22 protein-coding genes are annotated in these 17,438 nt (G+C 64.6%); 8 read left to right on the forward strand and 14 right to left on the reverse strand.

The annotated features are described in order from the left end of the window. Positions 1-81 precede the first annotated feature (81 nt). The 5 genes from FYC77_RS06120 to dapA form a co-directional block, all read right to left on the reverse strand. On the reverse strand, positions 82-471 hold the full coding sequence (locus FYC77_RS06120) for a type II toxin-antitoxin system VapC family toxin (protein WP_149080616.1): 390 nt from the start codon (positions 469-471) through the stop codon (positions 82-84). Next, the gene (locus FYC77_RS06125) at positions 468-716 is read right to left on the reverse strand and encodes an antitoxin VapB family protein (protein ID WP_149080617.1); all 249 of its coding nucleotides are present in this window, start codon (positions 714-716) and stop codon (positions 468-470) included. Before FYC77_RS06125 ends, FYC77_RS06120 begins: the two co-directional genes overlap by 4 nt. 62 nt (positions 717-778) lie before the next feature. Continuing rightward, on the reverse strand, positions 779-1,615 hold the full coding sequence (locus tag FYC77_RS06130) for a 2,3,4,5-tetrahydropyridine-2,6-dicarboxylate N-succinyltransferase (RefSeq protein WP_149080618.1): 837 nt from the start codon (positions 1,613-1,615) through the stop codon (positions 779-781). 64 nt (positions 1,616-1,679) lie between these two features. After that, positions 1,680-2,447 carry a 4-hydroxy-tetrahydrodipicolinate reductase gene (dapB, locus tag FYC77_RS06135; protein ID WP_149080619.1) on the reverse strand — a complete coding sequence of 256 codons (768 nt, stop codon included), beginning with the start codon at positions 2,445-2,447 and terminating at the stop codon, positions 1,680-1,682. Further along, entirely contained in the window at positions 2,444-3,370 is a 927-nt protein-coding gene (dapA, locus tag FYC77_RS06140; protein WP_149080620.1) for a 4-hydroxy-tetrahydrodipicolinate synthase, read from the reverse strand. The genes dapB and dapA overlap by 4 nt, the downstream gene beginning before the upstream one ends. Positions 3,371-3,792: 422 nt before the next feature. Between dapA and FYC77_RS06145 the strand changes: the two genes are divergently transcribed. Further along, entirely contained in the window at positions 3,793-4,626 is an 834-nt protein-coding gene (locus tag FYC77_RS06145) for a M48 family metallopeptidase (protein WP_149080621.1), read from the forward strand. A gap of 64 nt (positions 4,627-4,690) precedes the next feature. After that, positions 4,691-5,188 (forward strand): LabA-like NYN domain-containing protein, encoded by a 498-nt coding sequence (locus tag FYC77_RS06150; RefSeq protein WP_149080622.1) that lies wholly within the window; start codon positions 4,691-4,693, stop codon positions 5,186-5,188. 66 nt (positions 5,189-5,254) lie between these two features. On the opposite strand, the gene FYC77_RS20370 is transcribed toward FYC77_RS06150, so the two are convergent. Continuing rightward, positions 5,255-5,419: a hypothetical protein gene (locus tag FYC77_RS20370; protein ID WP_200840382.1), complete on the reverse strand. Its 165-nt coding sequence runs from the start codon at positions 5,417-5,419 to the stop codon at positions 5,255-5,257. A gap of 249 nt (positions 5,420-5,668) precedes the next feature. Between FYC77_RS20370 and FYC77_RS06155 the strand changes: the two genes are divergently transcribed. Then, the gene (locus FYC77_RS06155; protein ID WP_149080623.1) at positions 5,669-6,157 is read left to right on the forward strand and encodes a PUA domain-containing protein; all 489 of its coding nucleotides are present in this window, start codon (positions 5,669-5,671) and stop codon (positions 6,155-6,157) included. 137 nt (positions 6,158-6,294) lie between these two features. On the opposite strand, the gene FYC77_RS20375 is transcribed toward FYC77_RS06155, so the two are convergent. After that, the gene (locus tag FYC77_RS20375; protein WP_200840383.1) at positions 6,295-6,438 is read right to left on the reverse strand and encodes a hypothetical protein; all 144 of its coding nucleotides are present in this window, start codon (positions 6,436-6,438) and stop codon (positions 6,295-6,297) included. Between the two features lie 151 nt (positions 6,439-6,589). Here FYC77_RS20375 and FYC77_RS06160 point away from each other — a divergent pair, with 151 nt between their 5' ends. Together FYC77_RS06160 and FYC77_RS06165 are read left to right on the forward strand one after the other, a co-directional pair. Then, entirely contained in the window at positions 6,590-6,961 is a 372-nt protein-coding gene (locus FYC77_RS06160; protein ID WP_149080624.1) for a nascent polypeptide-associated complex protein, read from the forward strand. Positions 6,962-6,965: 4 nt separating this feature from the next. Further along, entirely contained in the window at positions 6,966-7,769 is an 804-nt protein-coding gene (locus FYC77_RS06165; RefSeq protein ID WP_149080625.1) for a methyltransferase domain-containing protein, read from the forward strand. Between the two features lie 292 nt (positions 7,770-8,061). On the opposite strand, the gene FYC77_RS06170 is transcribed toward FYC77_RS06165, so the two are convergent. Further along, on the reverse strand, positions 8,062-8,370 hold the full coding sequence (locus FYC77_RS06170; RefSeq protein ID WP_149080626.1) for a transcription factor S: 309 nt from the start codon (positions 8,368-8,370) through the stop codon (positions 8,062-8,064). 227 nt (positions 8,371-8,597) lie between these two features. After that, the gene (locus FYC77_RS06175) at positions 8,598-8,855 is read right to left on the reverse strand and encodes a DUF5789 family protein (protein ID WP_149080627.1); all 258 of its coding nucleotides are present in this window, start codon (positions 8,853-8,855) and stop codon (positions 8,598-8,600) included. Between the two features lie 127 nt (positions 8,856-8,982). On the opposite strand from FYC77_RS06175, the gene FYC77_RS06180 reads away from it, so the two are divergent. Continuing rightward, on the forward strand, positions 8,983-10,299 hold the full coding sequence (locus tag FYC77_RS06180; protein ID WP_149080628.1) for an MFS transporter: 1,317 nt from the start codon (positions 8,983-8,985) through the stop codon (positions 10,297-10,299). A 92-nt stretch (positions 10,300-10,391) separates the two neighbouring features. Next, complete coding sequence (locus FYC77_RS06185; protein ID WP_149080629.1) at positions 10,392-10,895, forward strand: DUF5797 family protein; 504 nt, start codon at positions 10,392-10,394, stop codon at positions 10,893-10,895. Positions 10,896-10,923: 28 nt separating this feature from the next. Here the strand turns inward: FYC77_RS06185 and FYC77_RS06190 are convergent, their stop codons facing one another. The 4 genes from FYC77_RS06190 to FYC77_RS06205 all read right to left on the reverse strand — a co-directional run bounded on the left by FYC77_RS06190 (position 10,924) and on the right by FYC77_RS06205 (position 15,437). Further along, a complete protein-coding gene (locus FYC77_RS06190; RefSeq protein ID WP_149080677.1) occupies positions 10,924-11,967 on the reverse strand; it encodes a DUF5787 family protein in 1,044 nt (347 codons plus the stop codon). Between the two features lie 107 nt (positions 11,968-12,074). Continuing rightward, positions 12,075-12,821 (reverse strand): DUF4013 domain-containing protein, encoded by a 747-nt coding sequence (locus FYC77_RS06195; RefSeq protein ID WP_149080630.1) that lies wholly within the window; start codon positions 12,819-12,821, stop codon positions 12,075-12,077. 2 nt (positions 12,822-12,823) lie between these two features. Continuing rightward, complete coding sequence (locus FYC77_RS06200; RefSeq protein ID WP_149080631.1) at positions 12,824-14,674, reverse strand: ATP-binding protein; 1,851 nt, start codon at positions 14,672-14,674, stop codon at positions 12,824-12,826. A gap of 154 nt (positions 14,675-14,828) precedes the next feature. Beyond that, positions 14,829-15,437: a DUF7344 domain-containing protein gene (locus tag FYC77_RS06205; RefSeq protein WP_149080632.1), complete on the reverse strand. Its 609-nt coding sequence runs from the start codon at positions 15,435-15,437 to the stop codon at positions 14,829-14,831. Positions 15,438-15,680: 243 nt separating this feature from the next. Here FYC77_RS06205 and FYC77_RS06210 point away from each other — a divergent pair, with 243 nt between their 5' ends. Continuing rightward, complete coding sequence (locus FYC77_RS06210; protein WP_149080633.1) at positions 15,681-16,031, forward strand: DUF7113 family protein; 351 nt, start codon at positions 15,681-15,683, stop codon at positions 16,029-16,031. Between the two features lie 3 nt (positions 16,032-16,034). Here the strand turns inward: FYC77_RS06210 and FYC77_RS06215 are convergent, their stop codons facing one another. Further along, entirely contained in the window at positions 16,035-17,303 is a 1,269-nt protein-coding gene (locus FYC77_RS06215) for a DNA double-strand break repair nuclease NurA (protein WP_149080634.1), read from the reverse strand. Between the last annotated feature and the right edge of the window lie 135 nt (positions 17,304-17,438).

A 17,438-nucleotide genomic window follows, 5' to 3' on the forward strand; every position in this document is an offset into this window, starting at 1 on the left:
ACAACAGATTACTGGAACCTCACTGCCAAAGCGTGTCCTCGCGTCGGCCGCCTCGAGCGTCTCGGTCTCGAGCGATCGACGTCAGTACGAACGCACTGTCAGACCGTCGATCCGCTCGAAGTGATCGACGTTCCTCGTCACGACCGGGTAGTCGTGGACGAGCGCCGTCGCGGCGATCATGACGTCGGTCTCGTCGATCGGTTCGCCCGACGAAACGAGATCCGCGTTGATCCGACCCGCACGTATCGCACACTCGCGGTCGAACGGGAGTTCGTCGATGTCTGTGAGCAGCTTCCGGACGGTCGCCCGTTCGTCGTCCGTCGAATCTGCAAGGTGGATCCCTTCATGGAGTTCCATTACTGTTACAGCGCTCACGAACGGCGCGCCGCTTGCATCAACGTCTTCGATCAACTCCGCTACATCGCTCGAGCCACGCAACACGTCGATGAGAAACGTCGAATCGAGGATCATTCGTTCAGTTCGTCAGCGAACTCCGAGACGCGTTCTCGATGCGTGTCGGCACGTTCCTCACGACGACGGTCCACGATCGCCGCTAGCTCGTCGGCGGTATCCTCCTCGAGGGTGCCGTGATACTCGGCGAGCGTGACTCCGCCCGCCAACCGTCGGACGACGTCACTGAAGCTCTCACCCTCTCGTTTGTGCGCTTTGAGTTTCTCGTAGGCGTCGTCTGCCAGCGAGATTGTTTTCGTGCCCATACTGCTGTGTATGTACGTACACAGCTAAAACGTATCGCCTATCGAACGCTACTGTCGCGAAATCACTCCCGCAGCGCGTCCTCGCGCTCGGTCGCCTCGAGCGTCTCTTCCTCGACATCCGTCGCGACGACGGCAGGCTTGTACGCGCCACCCTCGAAGAGGTCGTGGTCGCTGACGGAGGATTCGACGAACCGCGTGAACGCACGTCGATCTGCAGGAAGCTCGCCGTACAGCACTTCTTCCTCGACGAGATCGTAAACCGGAATCCGGGGCGTCAGGAGCGTGTTCTCGCCGACAACGCTGTTCTCGCCGACGACGAAGCCGCTCGTGACGCGACAGCCGGCGCCCAGCGAGACGTTGTCCTCGACGATCACGGGCGCGCTCTCGACCGGCTCGAGGACGCCGCCGATGAGGGTGTTGGCGCCGAGTTTGACGTTTTCGCCGATCTGCGCGCAGGAGCCGACCGTGTCACAGGAGTCGACGAGCGTGCCGTCACCGACGTAGGCGCCGATGTTGACGAAGGAGGGGCTCATCATGATACAGTCCTCGCCGAGGTAGGCGCCGCGGCGGATCGTCGTCCCGTCGGGCGTGTTTCGCGTCCCGCGAGCGCCCAGGTCGTCGGTCTCGCGCAGCGGCAGCACGTCGTAGTGGTCGACGCCGCCGTACTCGTAGCTTCGGTTCTCGCGCAGGCCGAAATTAAGGAGGATACCCTGCTTGACCCACTCGTTGGCCTCCCACTCGCCGTCTCGCTTCTCGGCAGCACGGATCTCGCCCGCCTCGAGCGCCTCGAGGAAGGCCTCGAGCGTCGCCAGTTCGTCCTCGCCGGCCGACTCTGCGTCGACCTCGCCGTCTTGCTTTCGCGCCCACAGTTCGTCGATTTCGCTCTCGAGCGTACTCATGGCTGTCCGAGGATGGCGGGTGCAAGGCTAAAATTCCATCCATTCGGGCCGGCCTCGAGCCGACTTATTCAGCGAGTACGTCCGCGAAGTCGTAGCTGCCGGGGTCGCGATCAGCGAGCCACACCGCAGCATCGACCGCGCCGGCGGCGAAGACACCGCGATCCTCGGCGCGGTGGGTGAGCCGAACCTCCTCGTGGTTGTCCGCGATGACGATCTCGTGCTCGCCGGTCACGTTGCCCGCACGGAGGACGTGGACGCCGATCTCGCCCTCCTCTCGAGGGTCGAAGCCTTCGCGACCATGCTTTCGTCCCGTGAAGTCGCCGTTCGCCTCGATCTCGGAGAGCAGCCGGTTTGCGGTCCCGCTCGGCGCGTCACGCTTCTGATTGTGGTGGGTTTCGACGAGTTCGACGTCGTAGCCTGCGAGACTCTGGACGACGTCGCCGACGACGTCGACGAGCGTCTGGACGCCGCGGGCGAAGTTCGGCGCGTGGAGGACGGGGATTTCGTCGCTTGCGGCCTCGAGTTCCTCGCGTTCGTCGTCCTCGAAGCCCGTCGTACCCGTGACGAACGGGACGCCCGCCTCGGAACAGGCCGCGGCGTACTCGGGAGCCGACTCGGGGCCCGTGAAGTCGATGACTGCGGTCGGCTCGCGGTCGACGACGAGCGAGTCGAACTCACTGGCAGGCTCGATCTCGACGCCGTCGATCGTCTCACCATCGGGATCGCGGTTGACGGCCAGGACGACCTCACAGTCCTCACGCTCGGCGACGGCGGCGAGCACTTCCTGGCCCATGCGGCCCGTCGCGCCAGTGACGCCGACCCGAACCGTCATCGATCACCCTCCGCCGCGTCGGCGACTTCCGCCGGCTCGTCCTCGAGATCCGCGAGAACGGCCTCGAGGTCGTCGCGGTACTCCTCGGAGAGCCGGGACAGCGGCGGGCGGAGGCAAGCGGGGCCGTAGCCGCGGATCGCCATGGCTTCTTTGACCGGGATCGGGTTGGTCTCGACGAACAGTTCGCGAAACAGCGACCCGAGTTCGTGGTGAAGCGAGCGGGCGCGGTCGTAATCGCCGTCGAGTGCAGCGCCGACCATGGCGCAGGTTCGCTCTGGTTCGACGTTCGCGGCGACGCTGATCGCCCCGGTCGCGCCGACCGAGAGCATCGGGAGCGTCAGCGCGTCGTCGCCCGAGAGCACCGCGAACTCCTCGTCGCGCGTGCGCTCGATCACGTCGCCGATCTGGCCGAGATCTCCGCTGGCAGCCTTGTAACCCGCGATGTTCTCGTGGCTCGCCAGGGAAACGGCCGTGTCGGGCTCGATGTTTCGACCCGTTCGCGACGGCACGTTGTAGACGATCTGTGGGAGGTCGACCGCGTCTGCGATCGTTCGGTAGTGCTCTACGAGCCCGCGCTGTTCGGGCTTGTTGTAGTACGGCGAGATGAGCAGGAGGCCGTCGGCGCCCGCGTCGGCCGCACGCTCGGAGAGTTCGAGCGCCTCGCGGGTGTTGTTCGATCCGGTGCCCGCGATGACGGGGACGTCGTCGACGGCCTCGATGACGGCCTCGACGACCCGGACGTGTTCGTCGTGGGTCAGCGTCGCGCTTTCGCCGGTCGAGCCGACGGGAACGAGCCCGTCGACGCCGGCCGCCTCGAGTCGTTGTGCGTCGGCCTGCAGCGTTTCGTAGTCGATTCGTTCGTCCTCGTCGAAGGGCGTACACATCGCCGGGAAGACGCCCGTGAAGTCAATTTCTGAACTCATTGTGGGTGCGTTGTCGGTTGCTGGTTAGCTGTGGGTTCGCTGGTCGGTCGTGGTTATCGGTCGAGCGGTTTCGCGTCGAAACGCGCCCGCGACGGGGGTGCCACTCCCGCCTCGAGCACAATCAGACGCGTTTACGTTTCGGAAAACGGGGGGCGGCGTCGCTCACCGCAGCGCGGACGTTCGGACGAGCGACGCGGCGCATACTCGAGAGAGGGACCCGAACGAACTTATCCGTTGTGACTTCTCTCGGCATCTGTGACGAACGCCCGCCGAATCGGGACGTGGTGCGACCGGGACCGACAGCCGATCACCTCGATCGGTGTGTATCTCGGATCGGCAGTTTTCACCCTTACTCATCAATAGATTATCACTCGAATCCGCTTTCGACGATATTTATAGGCTCGAGTGTCCGAGTAGCGTACATGAACAAGACCGGCTTGCAGCTTCGGATGGCGTTCGTCGGAAGCATCCTGTTCGGCCTCTATCTGGTCGCGGCGTGGTTTCTCGTCGAGGCCTTCGGCGTCTCGCTGGCACCGCTCGTAGTTCTCGGAATCGTCCTGTTGCCGGCGGGGCAGTACAAACTCGGCAAGTGGCTCGCAATCAGAAGCGCCGGTGCCGAGGACATGCCCGACCAGGGACGGTACGCCCGCGTTCACCGGATGACCGAATCTCTCTCGCGGGACATGGGCCTCGAGAAGCCGCGGCTGATGGTCGCCGACATGGGCGTCCCCAACGCGTTCGCGACCGGCCGAAAGGGTGCAGGCGTCGTCGTCGTCTCGACGGAACTCATGCAGATCTTAGACGAAGACGAACTCGAGGGCGTCGTCGCCCACGAACTCGCCCACCTGAAAAACCGCGACACGGTGATGATGGTTCTCGGACAGTCGATCGCGACCATCGTCGGCTACGCCGTGTTCTTCGCCGTCCAGGCGATCGGCGAGAACAACCCCGCGAGTTTCGTCATCGCGTGGGTCGCCTCGATCGTCGCGAACTTCCTCGTGATGATCCTCGTGATGGCCATCTCGCGGTACCGCGAGTACGTCGCCGACGACACCGCCCGCCAGTACATCGGTAACGGCGAACCACTCGCTCGCGCCCTCGAGAAGATCTCCCGCGGTGCCGAGGGGCGTGAGTCGCGAATCGATGACAGCGGCGTCAACGCGCTGTGTATCTTCAACGCCGATCGGAGCATGCTCCAGCAGGTGTTCTCGACTCACCCGCCGACCGAGAAGCGAATCGAGAAACTCCGGTACTGATCCACCCCACACTCACGGCCCGGTCACGGTTGCATTTTTACGGGAGGGCAACCCATTATCGGTCGTGACGGAAATTCACCCGGGGCAGCGCGTCGCCGTTCTGGTCGACGCACAGAACCTCTACCATACGGCTCAGAGCCTCCACAGCCGTAATATCGACTACTCCGCGCTGCTCGAGAAGGCCGTACAGAACCGACAGCTAACCCGTGCGATCGCGTACGTCATCCGTGCGGACGCGCCGGAGGAGGAGAGTTTCTTCGATGCGCTGATCGACATCGGGTTCGAGGCGAAGATCAAGGACATCAAGACGTTCTCCGACGGGACGAAAAAGGCCGACTGGGACGTCGGCATGAGCTTAGACGCCGTGACGCTCGCGAACCACGTCGATACGATCGTCCTCTGTACGGGCGACGGCGACTTCTCCCGACTGTGTTCGCACCTCCGCCACGAGGGCGTCCGGGTCGAGGTGATGGCGTTCGAATCCTCGACCGCCGAGGAACTGATCGACGAGGCCGACACGTTTCTCGATCTGGGCGAACGGACCGACACCTTCTTGCTGTGACAGCTGGCTCGAGAATTACGTCAGGTCTCCCGTGGCACGTTCGCTGCGCTCTCGTGGCGCGTTCGTCTACGTCTCTCGCGCTACGCTCGCAAACGTTGCGACCGTCCCGATCACCAGCGCGAGGCCGGTCAACGCGGCGACGGTGTTCGAGGTGAGAACAGTGGGCTCGAGGAAAGTCAGGCTGCTAACCGCCAGGAGACCGAGACCGAGACCGATCTGCGCGACGTCCATCTGGTAGCGATTACTTGTCCGACCTATATAATAACGGTGATCGGGCAAACGCCACGGTCAGTGACAGGTTCGACGAACAGCGTGGCTTGATACGGATTGCTGCAACGGTTTACCGACGAAACCACAGACGGCTCGTGGTTTCGCCGGTAACGATTTACAGCAGACCGTATGACACACGGAGGCCGCCGAGACGGTCGACGCGCGGAGTCGACCGAAGGGCTTTCGCCCCACCGGGTGAACTCCTATGCGATGAACGAGTCAGCCGACGGACGTGCGGATCTCTCGAGTCTGCGGACGGTCGCCGACTATCAGTTCGGGACGGGAACCGGCGAGGCGCTGTTTCCACCGGAGGAGTCGCTGTCGATCAAACGGACGACGTCGGGCCGGCCCCAGCAGGTCCACTCCGAGAACGGCCGAATCGTCTCCTTCGGCGTCGACGGCCGATTCACTCTCGGTCTCGAAGGTGGCCGTCGGCTGCTCGACGTACTCGAGCATCCGGCCTATCGCGTGGTCGTCGACGACGAGAGCGAACCGTTCGTCCGGGATGAAAAGAACGTCTTCTCGAAGTTCGTCCTCGAGGCGGGCGAGGAGATTCGGCCGGGAGACGAGGTCCTCGTCGTTCACGAGCGCGGCGAGTTGCTCGCGGTCGGGACGGCACAACTCGACGCCGAGGCAATCGCGGACTTCGAGACGGGAATGGCCGTGAACGTACGGGAAGGCGTACCGGAAGGCGGCTGAGACGGGTTGGGATACGGAAGTAGGAGCCAACCGGACGTATCGTGGCGTCTCTGTCGACACCGTGTGCCGATCGACGGACGGGAAAGCTCCGGACGTCGAGAAGAACCTCTCCGATCCGAGCTGTTATGGGACCTCCCTTACTCTTCGGCGGGCTCGATCGGAAGGTGGTCTACGCCCTCAGCTTGTATCACTTGCCGGACGTAGAAGTCTTTCTCGGATGGATCGTCGGTCTGTAACGCTCGTTCTAGATGATCTTGGCTCTGGTGGCTCAGCTTCGTCATCTCGAGTAATGCCGAGAACTCGACGAACTAAAGTATACCGTATGATCCGTCCAACGTCAACAGTAATTTTCTCTCGTCATAAGTAATTGTAGGTAAAATAGCTGCGGCGAAGACCGCAGGGTAAAAGGTTGCGGGTGTCGACGTGTCGGGTATGTTTGGAGGAGGCGGTGGCGGACTCAACCCGCGCAAGATGGAACAGATGATGCAACAGATGGGAATCGACGTCGACGATATCGAGGCCGAAGAGGTCATCATCCGGACCGAGGAGTACGATCTCGTCTTCGGGGATCCGGAAGTGACCAAGATGGACGCTCGCGGCCAGGAGACCTACCAGATTATCGGCTCGCCCGAGGAGGTCGAGGCCGGAAGCGCCGGAGGAGATACCGACGACGCCGGATCGGCGATCCCCGACGACGACGTCGAACTCGTCGCGACCCGTGCCGACGTCAGCGAGGACGAGGCCCGTGGAGCACTCGAGGACAACGACGGCAACCTCGCCGCCGCAATCAGCGACCTCGAGTAACTGCGTGAGCGACGAGACTGATGCCGGGGCGACTCGGGACGACGGTGACGACAGCGACGGCGATACGCCGAGCGACCGCGTCCCCGTCTTACTCGTCCACGGCGACCGCGAGTTCCTCGTCGAACCCGGCGAGGAGATGGGTACCGACCTCGGCGTCCTCGAGGTGCCCGCGGACGTCGAAGCCGGCGAGACCGTCGAGACGCACCTCGGCGACGCGTTCGAGGTGCGCCAACTGCGGGGACCGGATCTCTTCCATCACTTCGAGCGCACCGGCGCGCCGATGGTACCCCGCGATATCGGACTGGTTATCGGCGAGACAGGAATCGCGCAGGGCGACCGCGTCCTCGATACCGGCACCGGAACGGGCGTCCTCGCGGCGTCGATGGCCCGCGCCGGTGCCGACGTCGTGACCTACGAACGCGATGCCGACTTCGCCGACGTCGCCCGCGAGAACATGGCACTGGGCGGCGTCGAAGACGCCGTCGACGTCCGCACCGGCGACCTGCTCGAGCACGTCGCCGACCTCGAGCCTTCCTCGTTCGACGTGCTCACACTCGACACAGGCGATGCGGCCGACGCGGTCGCACACGCCCCTGAGTTGCTCGTCGAGGGCGGCTTCGTCGCGGTCTACAGCCCCTTCATCGAGTCGACTCGCGAGGTGGTCGAGACGGCCCGCGAAGTCGGCCTCGCGAACGTCCGCACGCGCGAGACTATTCAGCGCGAGATGCAGTTCGACGACCGCGGCTCGAGGCCGTCGACGGCGCCCGTGGGACACACGGGGTATCTGACACTCGCGCGGAACGAATAGCAGTTTTACTGTCGTCTTGTCGGCCGGGAGCGGATGCCGAGTATCACGAGGCGTCCGCGACTCGGGGAAGGGCAGGCTATCACGCCGTTACCGACCGCGAGCAGTCGCAAGGCTGCGAGCGGGCCGACGACTGATGTGGAGTGACGCGAAGCGTCACGGAACGGAAGGAGGAGTGCTTTTCATCGAAGCTAAGCGGGATCTTCGATCCCGCGAGGTCCGAGAGAGCTTCGCTCTCTCGAGATTTTTCCGAGTGCGGTCGCTCTGCGACCGCACGCAGAGAAAAAGTTCGGTTCTAGTTGTCGTCCTCGCGCCACTTGTACTCACAGTCGCTGCAGATGAAAAACCTCGTCTCGGACTCGTCGGCCGAACGGATCTGTTGCATGTACCAGTAGGCGCGGTCGTTGCCACACTCCGGACAGTGGGCGTCGGTCTCGGGCAACGACGTCTCCTCGGAGGACTCGATGATCTCACTGGCTTCCTGACTGTCCGTGACGATGTACTGGTCAGTGTCGCCTTTCGGCTTCGTAAAGCCACAGCTTCCGCACGCCCAGATGCCGTCCTCGGCTTTCATCATCGAACCGCACTCGTCGCAAAATTCCATGGTATCCGGGATACGTCCGCCAGGTAACTTAAGAGACGCGTTTACCATCTCGAGTCGACCATCCGTGGGTCCCGGCCGCTTCGGTGATCGCTGCGGTGGACGACGCCAGTATCCCACGCGTCGACTGCGGGCGTGGGTCGCGATTAGTACTTCGACAAGCGTCGGCTGCAGGGTCGACTCGGATCACGCCACCGAATTCGACCCTCCAGTGCAGGCGTGCCGAAGCGCTAGCCCTCGCCTTCCGACTGAAACGGCTCGCCGACCGCCTCGCGAGGCAAGACGTTGTGGAGTTCGCTCCCGAGGTCGTCGGTCGACTCGAAGCGCTCGGCGTCGCTCGCCTCGATGAGCGAGCCGAGATTTCGCTCGCCGTCTGCGAGCAACAACGTGACGTCGTCGAACTCGGCCGCCGCCGCGTCGTTCGTCACGGGGTACTCGAGTCGTTCGAACGCCGATTCGACTTCGTTGAGTTTGATCTCCCCAGTCACGGCTCAACCGACGACGGCGGAGTCCTTGTAGTTCGTCGTCGGTTCGACTGAGTGTCCGCTCCGCGGACGGTACGGGTGTATTTCGGTTCGAAATACTAATCGGGCGGGGTAGCCCAGATACGAGGCGATGCGGGAGATCCTCCGTCGAGTCGTCGCGCAGTTCGTCGTCGACCGCCGAGTGCTGGCGCTCGCGTTCGCGCGGATGGCCGACGGGATCGGCAACTCGTTTCTGATCATCGTCATCCCGTTGTACGTCGCGAGCGACGTCGTCGGCGGTGCGACGTTCGGCCTCGAGGAGGCGATGATCATCGGGATCGTCCTCTCGCTGTTTGGCTTTCTCAACAGTAGTTTCCAGCCGTTTACCGGTCGGCTCTCGGATCGGATCGGCCGACGAAAGCCGTTCATCCTGCTCGGACTCGGCGGACTCGCGGCGACGAACCTGGCGTACCTGTTCGCGGAGTCGTATGTTTCGCTCGTGGTGATCCGCGGACTCCAGGGGGTGAGTGTCGCGTTCATCGTCCCGGCGTCGATCGCGCTCGTGAACGAACTCGCGACGACGGGCGACCGGGGCGGAAACATGGGCGTCTACAACACGTTTCGGCTGGTCGGCTTCGGGGCCGGTCCGGTCGCGGCCGGGGCCGTCGTCAACCTCGGCCCATACTCGATCCCCGCCCTGACCGTCGGCCCGTACTCGCTTCCGGGCCTGACGGTGAGCGGGTTCGAGGCCGCCTTCGCCATCGCTGCGATCACGGCGGCGATCAGCTACCTGCTCGTGACCGTCCTCATCGCCGATCCCGAGGGAACGGAGGCGAACGCCGGCGCAGACCTCTCGATCGCGATCCGCGATCCGTCGGGCAACCACCTGCTCGATCCGATCTTCACGCTGGGCGTCGCGTCGCTGTTTATGGCCGCCTCGATCGCCTTGCTCGCGACGATTCAGCCGCAGGTGAACGACCGCCTGGCGCAGGGATCGACCTGGTTCGGCCTCCAGTTCGCCGGGTTCATCGTCGCCCAGATCCTGTTGCAGACGCCGATCGGGCGGGCCTGTGATCGGTACGGTCGGCGACCGTTCATCGTCGGCGGCATGCTCCTGTTGATCCCCTCGACGCTCGCCCAGGGGTTCGTCCCGACCTCGGAGACGATGTTTCTCGCGCGACTGATCCAGGGAATCGCGGGCGCGATGGTGTTCGCCCCAGCACTCGCGCTCGCGGGCGACCTCGCCGGGGAGGGCGAGTCGGGCTCGAAGCTGTCGATCCTGACGATGGCGTTCGGGTTCGGGATCGCGGTCGGCCCGCTGGCCTCCGGCGCGCTGATCGGCTACGGCTTTGCAACACCTTTCGTCTTCGGGGCCGCCCTCGCGACGCTTGGCGCGATTTTGGTCTACACGCAGATCGAGGAGACCCTCGAGACCAGCGCGTCAGTCCCGATCGTCGGTGGTGACTGACCAGGGAGAAGCGAGCGATACCGGAGATCGTATCGCTCGCCGAGCGCGACGGGACGCAACGCAAAAGTAGCGGATCCGCGTACGATCCGACGATGACGCTCTCGGAGGAGGCCACGGAACGGCTGGCCGACGTGGTGGAGCTACAGCCGACGAAAAACGCCGAGTTACAGGAACGGTGGGGGATGGAAAGCGGCAGCGAGGTCCACCAGTACTTGGAAGGGGAGCTGGGGGACTACTACTTTCGCGACGACAACAGCCTGATCCGCGCGACGGCCGAGGCGGCGGATCTCGTCGATGTCGAACCAGGCGTCGAGAGCGGGGAAGAAGAGGGCGGCGCTCCGTCGAAGATCCGTGTCCCGGAACGGCAAGCACGGATCGTCGAGGTGCTCGCCGGGCCCGACGGGGAGTCCGAAAGCGTCGTTTCGGTCCTCCACAAGCTCAGAGACGAGTTCGACGTCGACGCCGAGGCCGAGGACGTCCGCTCGGACCTCCAGAGTCTCCGCCGCAAGGGCGTCGTCGAGGTCGAGTACCGGACCGTTCCGACGTTCCGACTCGCCGTCTCGAGAGACGAACTCGAGGTCAGCGTCTCGGATTGACGCCGCGTGTGGAATTCTCGCCGCGTCGCTACAGTCCCGGACGCCGTCGCCGGCGTCGCTTCTCGAGTAACTGCCGACAGCGTTTCCCCGGCCCGCCTTCGATCGGCCACCCCTTCGTCCGCCAGGTGGGTGGCTCCGGTTCGACGTGAGGGCAGGTGCTCGAGCACTCGGCGGCGGTCTGGGTCTGATTCTTCGCTCTACAGTGGGGCGTCAACTGCGACCCGTCGACGGCTCGGAGCTCGAAGTGACGACAGTCGGGACGCATCGTCTCGACGAACGATCGCCAGCCGCGTTCGTAGGCTCGCTCGGCGATCTCGAGGCGTTTCTCGCGTTTCTCCTCCGAATCGACGTACTCGAACCGAGCAGCGGAGGCGTCCCGGCCGTCGCCCTCCGGGCGCTCGAGGATTCGCGTCCCGGGTTCCTCGACTGGAAGCGTCCGAGGGTACCACTCGACCTCCCCGACGAGCGCGTCGGGCTCGAGCGCGAGCACGCCGGCTTCGATCGGCAGATCCTCGAGCAAGACGGGTTCGACGCGCTCACCGGTTTTTCGGGTGGCGACCCAGACCTCGTCGGCGAGCCCCGTCGCGACGTCGTACTCGAGTTGTCGACCCAGCGAGCGGGCAGCGCTCGCGTCGAGATCCGGCTTGTTCTCGATGGCGACGATCCGCTCGAGCCAGTCTGGATACGCCCACTTTCGGCGGATCTGAATGCGGTTTCCGTCCCGCCGGGTCTCGAGAACTCCCCGCTCGTCGGCGCGGTGGATCGCCTCGCGGACGTACCGCCAGGGGTAGCCGGGGTGGGGGAGTACGTCGCGGTAGTACGCCCAGTCGGCGGGTGCGTTTCGGACGACGTGCAACAGGTCGCCCTCGAGGCGGTCCGGGCCGAAGTTCGCACGCTCGTAGAGGGCGTCGGGATCGCACTCGAGGACGAGCGTGTCCCACCGGCGTCGTTTCGTCCCCAACTGGCGGGCGACGAATGCCGTGTGCTCGGTCGACCCGTCGGGCGGCCAGTTCCGTTCTGCCCACCGACAGGTACGGAGTTCGAACGCGAACTCGCTTCGCGAACTCTCGATCACTGTCCTGTGGCTGGCGTTCGATCGGCAAGTGTGCTCCGGTCGAACTCGAGTCTCGAGACGACCTGTTCTCCGATCGGATCGGGCGACTCGAGTGTCCCCGACGCTCACCCCGGGCGAGATGCACGACCGCCGATCGGTGCAGGCTCGACCGATCGGTCTCCGGTGCTCGCAGGGACCGCGGCGACGGCGAGCAGCCGCAGGCAGACGACGGCGGCGACGAACGGAATCGCGGGAACGAAGACGACGCCGACGACTGTGATCGCGGCGGCGACGACGAGGACGGGAGCCGCGAGCGGGAGCAGTTGCAACACGGCCATCGCGAGCAGGTACTCGCCGCTCGTGACGACCGGCCACAGCGCGTTTCGATCGAACGCGGCCCGGAAACGACCCGTCCGCGCGTAGTTGAGCATGCCGGCCGGGAAGGCGTAGTAGATCGCGAACGTCACGGCGGTACCCGCGAGTAACACCACTCCCGTGAGGAGTGCGACGACGAGGCTCGTCCCCCAGACGAGCGCTTCGGAACCGGCGAGAACCGGTGCCACAGTCTGGAGCCCGTAGTAGCCGACGCCACCCAGGATCACCCCCAGGACCCCCCCGACGACGAGCGGCCCGAGGAGGTAGACCAGCGAGATCGCGACTGCCCCGACGCCCGTCGCGGCGAGCTCGGACCACGAGTCGAACGCCGGGGGACCCTCCTCGCCCTCGAGCGTCGTCTCGAGGACGCGAACGCCGTAGCCGGCGAGGACGAGCGCGGGGAGGACGAATACGGAACCGAGGACGAGCAAGCTCCCGACAGCGGTCCGCCGGATTGGGTCGCCGCGAAACGGGTAGCGAAACGCGTCCTCGAGCATCGTCAGTCCCGCCCGTGGCGGGTCAGACAGTGTGGGAGGCCGATCAGTTCGACGGGTTCGGAGTTGTCCGGCGAGTAGACGACCATCTGCCCTTTCTCCATGTACGGCACTTTCGACTCGAGATTACTGGGGATGTTGACGCTCTTGATGGCGTCCTCGTCGCCTAAGTTGAGAACGATCGTGGTGTTGATCTGCTTGAAGACGGCGTCGTCGATGTCCTGGGGATCCTGCGTGATGAGAAAGAGACCGAGTCGCTCTTTACGGCCCTGCTTTGCGGCCTCGGTGAACTTTGTGATGACCTTGCCCGCCTGGACGCTGTCGGCGTCGGTGAGGAAGTTGTGGGCCTCGTCCATCCCGAGGATCAGCGGCGTCTCCTTGATCCGGTCGTAGCTCGGATCGTTCGAGAGCTTCTCGTCGATCAAAAGCGAGGAGAGTGCAAGAACGACCGCCTCAGTCGCTCGCGTGTCGTTGATATGGTAGGTCGGGACGACGGTGAGTCCGCCGGGGCGGACGAACTCGTGGATCAGGTCGGTGATCGGCCGGGCGTCCTGGTCGAAGACGTGCCCGAAGCCGAGCACGCGCCGGCGGACGGCGTCGAACGTCGCCTCGTGGACCCGCCCGGACTCGTCTAACTCCTCGCGCAAGGCAGGGTCGTCGAGGAACGTCGTGAACTCCTCGTAGGTCGCGCCGCTGCCGTACTGCTTGCGGAATCGCGGCAGGAGCACGCTCACGAGCGCGCCGTACTGGTTGTCGTTCAACCCGCTTCCCGCGACCAGCCAGGGGTTGTCGTGGACCATCGCGAACGGGATGGTGAACTCGACCTGTTCCGCGCGGTGGTGGCCCGCCGAGTACGTCGCCGAGCCGATCTTCGGGACGAACGCGGTCGTCTCCGAGACGCCGCCGTAGGCGACCCCCTCGCGCTCGAGGCGTCGAGCGAATGCGTCGTCCAGGTCGGGGTTGTCGTCGTGCATCTGGGCGTACTCGTCCTGGGGATCGAACTGGACGACCGCCGGGCCGACCTCGCGGCCGTCGGGCATGGGGTAGGTCCGTTCGTCCGCGAGGAACTGCCGGAGAACGTTCTTCGCGCCGTGGGTCTTCCCCGATCCGGTGCCGCCGGCGATCAGCGTGTGTCTGAACACGAGCGGATCGCCGGAGTCGTAGTCGTCTTTCAGCCGGTAGTCGATCGTCGGCGGCGTGGCGGCCGTCCGCACCTTCTCGCCGCCGACCGAGAGGTGGCCGAGGAAGACGCCCTCGTCGGGGATCTTGAGTCCGGTCTTGATCTTCTCGGTGTCGTCGGCGGTCCGGATCACCGTCTGCGGTTTCGGCACGCGGTCGGTCATCCGCCGTTTGAGTTCGCCGTCATCCTGATACAGGACGGCGACCGGCTCGAGTTCGGCGACGAACTTGTAGTCGGCCTCCTCGATTTCGTCGGTGCGCATCGCTCGCCGGGCGTGGATCTCCGTCGCGTCGTCGGCGTGATACTGCTGGGCGTACTCGAGGGCCGTAATTCGACAGAACAGCGTCTCCCCGTCGGGGTAGGGGGCGAGCAGATAGCTCCCGATGCGGATCGACGATCGGTTGCCGCGGGTGACGTACGCCCGCAACGCAGTGTCCTCGCCGTCCTCAGCGACGCGCAGGCCCTGGGAGACACAGAGTGCGCCGATTCCGACGTCGTCGCCGCGGGGTTCGACGGCCGTCCGCTCGAATTCGTCGCGTTCCGTCGAGACGTCGGCCGAGTTCGAGTCGTCGCTCGTCGCCTCCTCGCCCGCACTCGAGTCGGCGGGAGCGGTCGACGACGGCGACGAACCGTCCGAACCGGCATCGAAATCGCCGAAGTCGCCCAGATCGGTCATACTCATGCAATCCGACCGGTTCCTAAAACGCGTTTCCCTCCCGATCGGGTGAGCTATCAGAGAGATGACACCGGGTGTCAGCGACTGCTCGAGTTCGAAGCGCATTCAACCCGCGACGTTCGTCCGCAGAGGTCCAGACGGCGGCGACCGCCGATCAGGCGTCGAACGGGACGTCTTCAAAGAGGCTGACGAGTTCGGATTCGCGGTCGTACTCGAGGATGCCGAGATCCGCGAGCGCGGGAAGGTGATTGTGGTGGAGGGCGATCTTCGACTCCGTCGTGTCACCGAGGCTCCCGGTCCCGTGGCCGGCGAGCGCGGACGCGAGTTGCTCGAGTGAGATCGGCCGGTCCGACGAATCGAGCTTCTGGAGGAGACGGATACGGACGGGATCGGACAGCCGGTCGACCGACTCGGCGCCGTACTCTTCGATCAACGCTCCGGCGACGCCGGTACGGATCGGGGGTTCCTCGACGAGTTCGACGCCGTCTTCGATGCTCCAGTCGACGAGCCCGAACTCGGCGAGACGGGGAAGATGGTTATGGACGAGATCGATCCGGACCTCGTGGCGTGCCTTTCCGACGGGGCCGTCGATCCCTTCTCTGTCGATCAGCTCCGTCGTCAGCTCGGCGAGCGAGAGGTGACTGCGCTCGTCGAGGGTCTCGAGCAGATGGAGGCGACGCGGGTGACCGAGGATCTCGTACCGCTCGGCCGAAACATTATTGAGGGGCGATCGGTCGCCGCCGTGATGAACGTCTGAACTCATTATCGATACACACCAGTGCAACGAGGATAAGCCCGCTTCCAAAACGATTTGGGTCGGTAACCCAGCACCAACTCCCGTAGTCCGGGAATACCCGACTCTGAACGACCCATTGTGGCGATAAATGATTATATTACTCCGTCTCACCAGCGGGATTCGCTCACCGCCGGTGTCTCAATGTCGCTCCGAGTTCTTCGTTCGAGTTCGGTCACGGGCTTTTTGCGTTCAGAGATCGTAGGACGACGCATGCTCATCGTACGCGGTCTGGCGGGAGGAACCGACCTGACCGGAACACTGTACGAACGAGGTGAGCAGGCACCCTCGTTCCGTGGCGCACCGGACGAAGACGCCGCGTACGTCTGGGTCTGCGACGAGTTCTACGAGGTCTCGAGTGGCGGCACAGTTCAGGTCGTCGACGGTCGGGAGATCAACCTCGCGTTTGAATCCCCGATGCCCCGCGGGTTCGACACCCGCGAGCAGGCCCTCGAGTGTGCCAAAGAACACATTCGAACGCAGTTCGCCCGGATCGGACTCGATCCCACAGACGTCGAATTCGAAACCGAAAACGGGAGTATCGAGGCCGAAAACTACGGGTGATCGCTACACATCCCAGCGGAGATCGTCGTAGTTCCGTCGCTGGCTCGTATCGAACTGCGTCTCGAGGGTCTCCCGGAGCGACCGTTTCTCCGAGCGGCCGATCCGTGCGAGTTCGTCCGCCTTCGCGACGATCGTCGGCGGCCCGTGGGCGACGGCGACGTCCTGGAGCACCTGTCTCGTCAACCGCTCGCGCACCTCGGGATCGCAAGTGAACGCGTACGGCGCTTCGATCCGGTAGACCAGGTCGTCCCGCGGATCGTAGACCACGAAGAACGTGACCTCGTAGGCCGCCGGCTCGAGTCGCCGGTCGACGCCGAGTGCATCGCCCTCGATCGAGAGCGGGCGATCGACGCCGCCACGCGACCGGAACCAGTTCGTATACGAGAGCGTGGACGTCTCACGCACCCAGCGTTCGCCGTCGACGTCGTCGACGTACTCGCCGCGTTCGAGTAAGCGGGTGAACATCGCCGTATCGTCGGCCCAGGGAACGCTGACGTCGACGCTTCGGTCGGACTTCAGCGTCCGCGTGACGACCCGCGTCGCGGGATTCTTGACGAACCCGACGAGCGGCACGTCCCGGTCGACGAACTCTTCGACCAGGCGCACGTAGTTTTCGAGCACCGTCGTCGGTCGCGGATCCTCGAGCAGCAGGTCGGCCAGGTCGGGATGCTGGTCGGTCCAGCGAAGCAATCCGCGAGGATACAGCGGGCCGTCGAGGACGAGCAGATCCGTGACGTCCTCGGCGTGATCCAGGGCGTGTCTGCTCTCGGCGAGATACAGCGCGAGTGCGTGGACGACGCCCTCCGCAAAGCGGGGGAGTTGTGGCACTTTCACCGCCCGGCTTCGGCTGTATCCCTCGTCGAACTTCCCCCACGTCTCGTCGACCGTCATCGTCTCGTCGTTCGAGTGGACCGTCATCACCGTCGTTCGCGACCGGTGTAACTCGAGGTCCGAGGGCGTCGAACTCATCGCCGCCTGGGCGATATCGATCACGAGGCCGTTTTTGAACGTCGTCGGGTTGATCGTCCCCGCGTCGAGACCGTGTTCGGTCGGGAACTCGGGCTCACAGAGTGCGATCTCCTCGCAGTCGACGACACGCCGTGACTGCTCGTCGACCGGCTCGAGGACGGTCCGCCCGTCCAAGCGAAGTGGGTCGAGAAACTTCGCCCAGACGGTCTCGGCGAACGCCCGGCGGTCGCGTTCGTCGGCACCGTGGTCGATCCGTCGCGCCAGTTGGGCGATGCCGTCGAAGTGGACCGGATCGAGGGTCATACAGGTCGCTCCCAGCGCACCCGCAAAAATCCAGCGCCATTTCGCCGGCACGCGATCCGGACGTCGACTCCGAGATGGCTGTGACTGGGGGCGACGCGTTGCGTACAGTCGACAACGATAGGTAATTACGCGAGG

It is taken from the genome of Natrialba swarupiae, from assembly GCF_008245225.1.
GTDB lineage: Archaea > Halobacteriota > Halobacteria > Halobacteriales > Natrialbaceae > Natrarchaeobius > Natrarchaeobius swarupiae.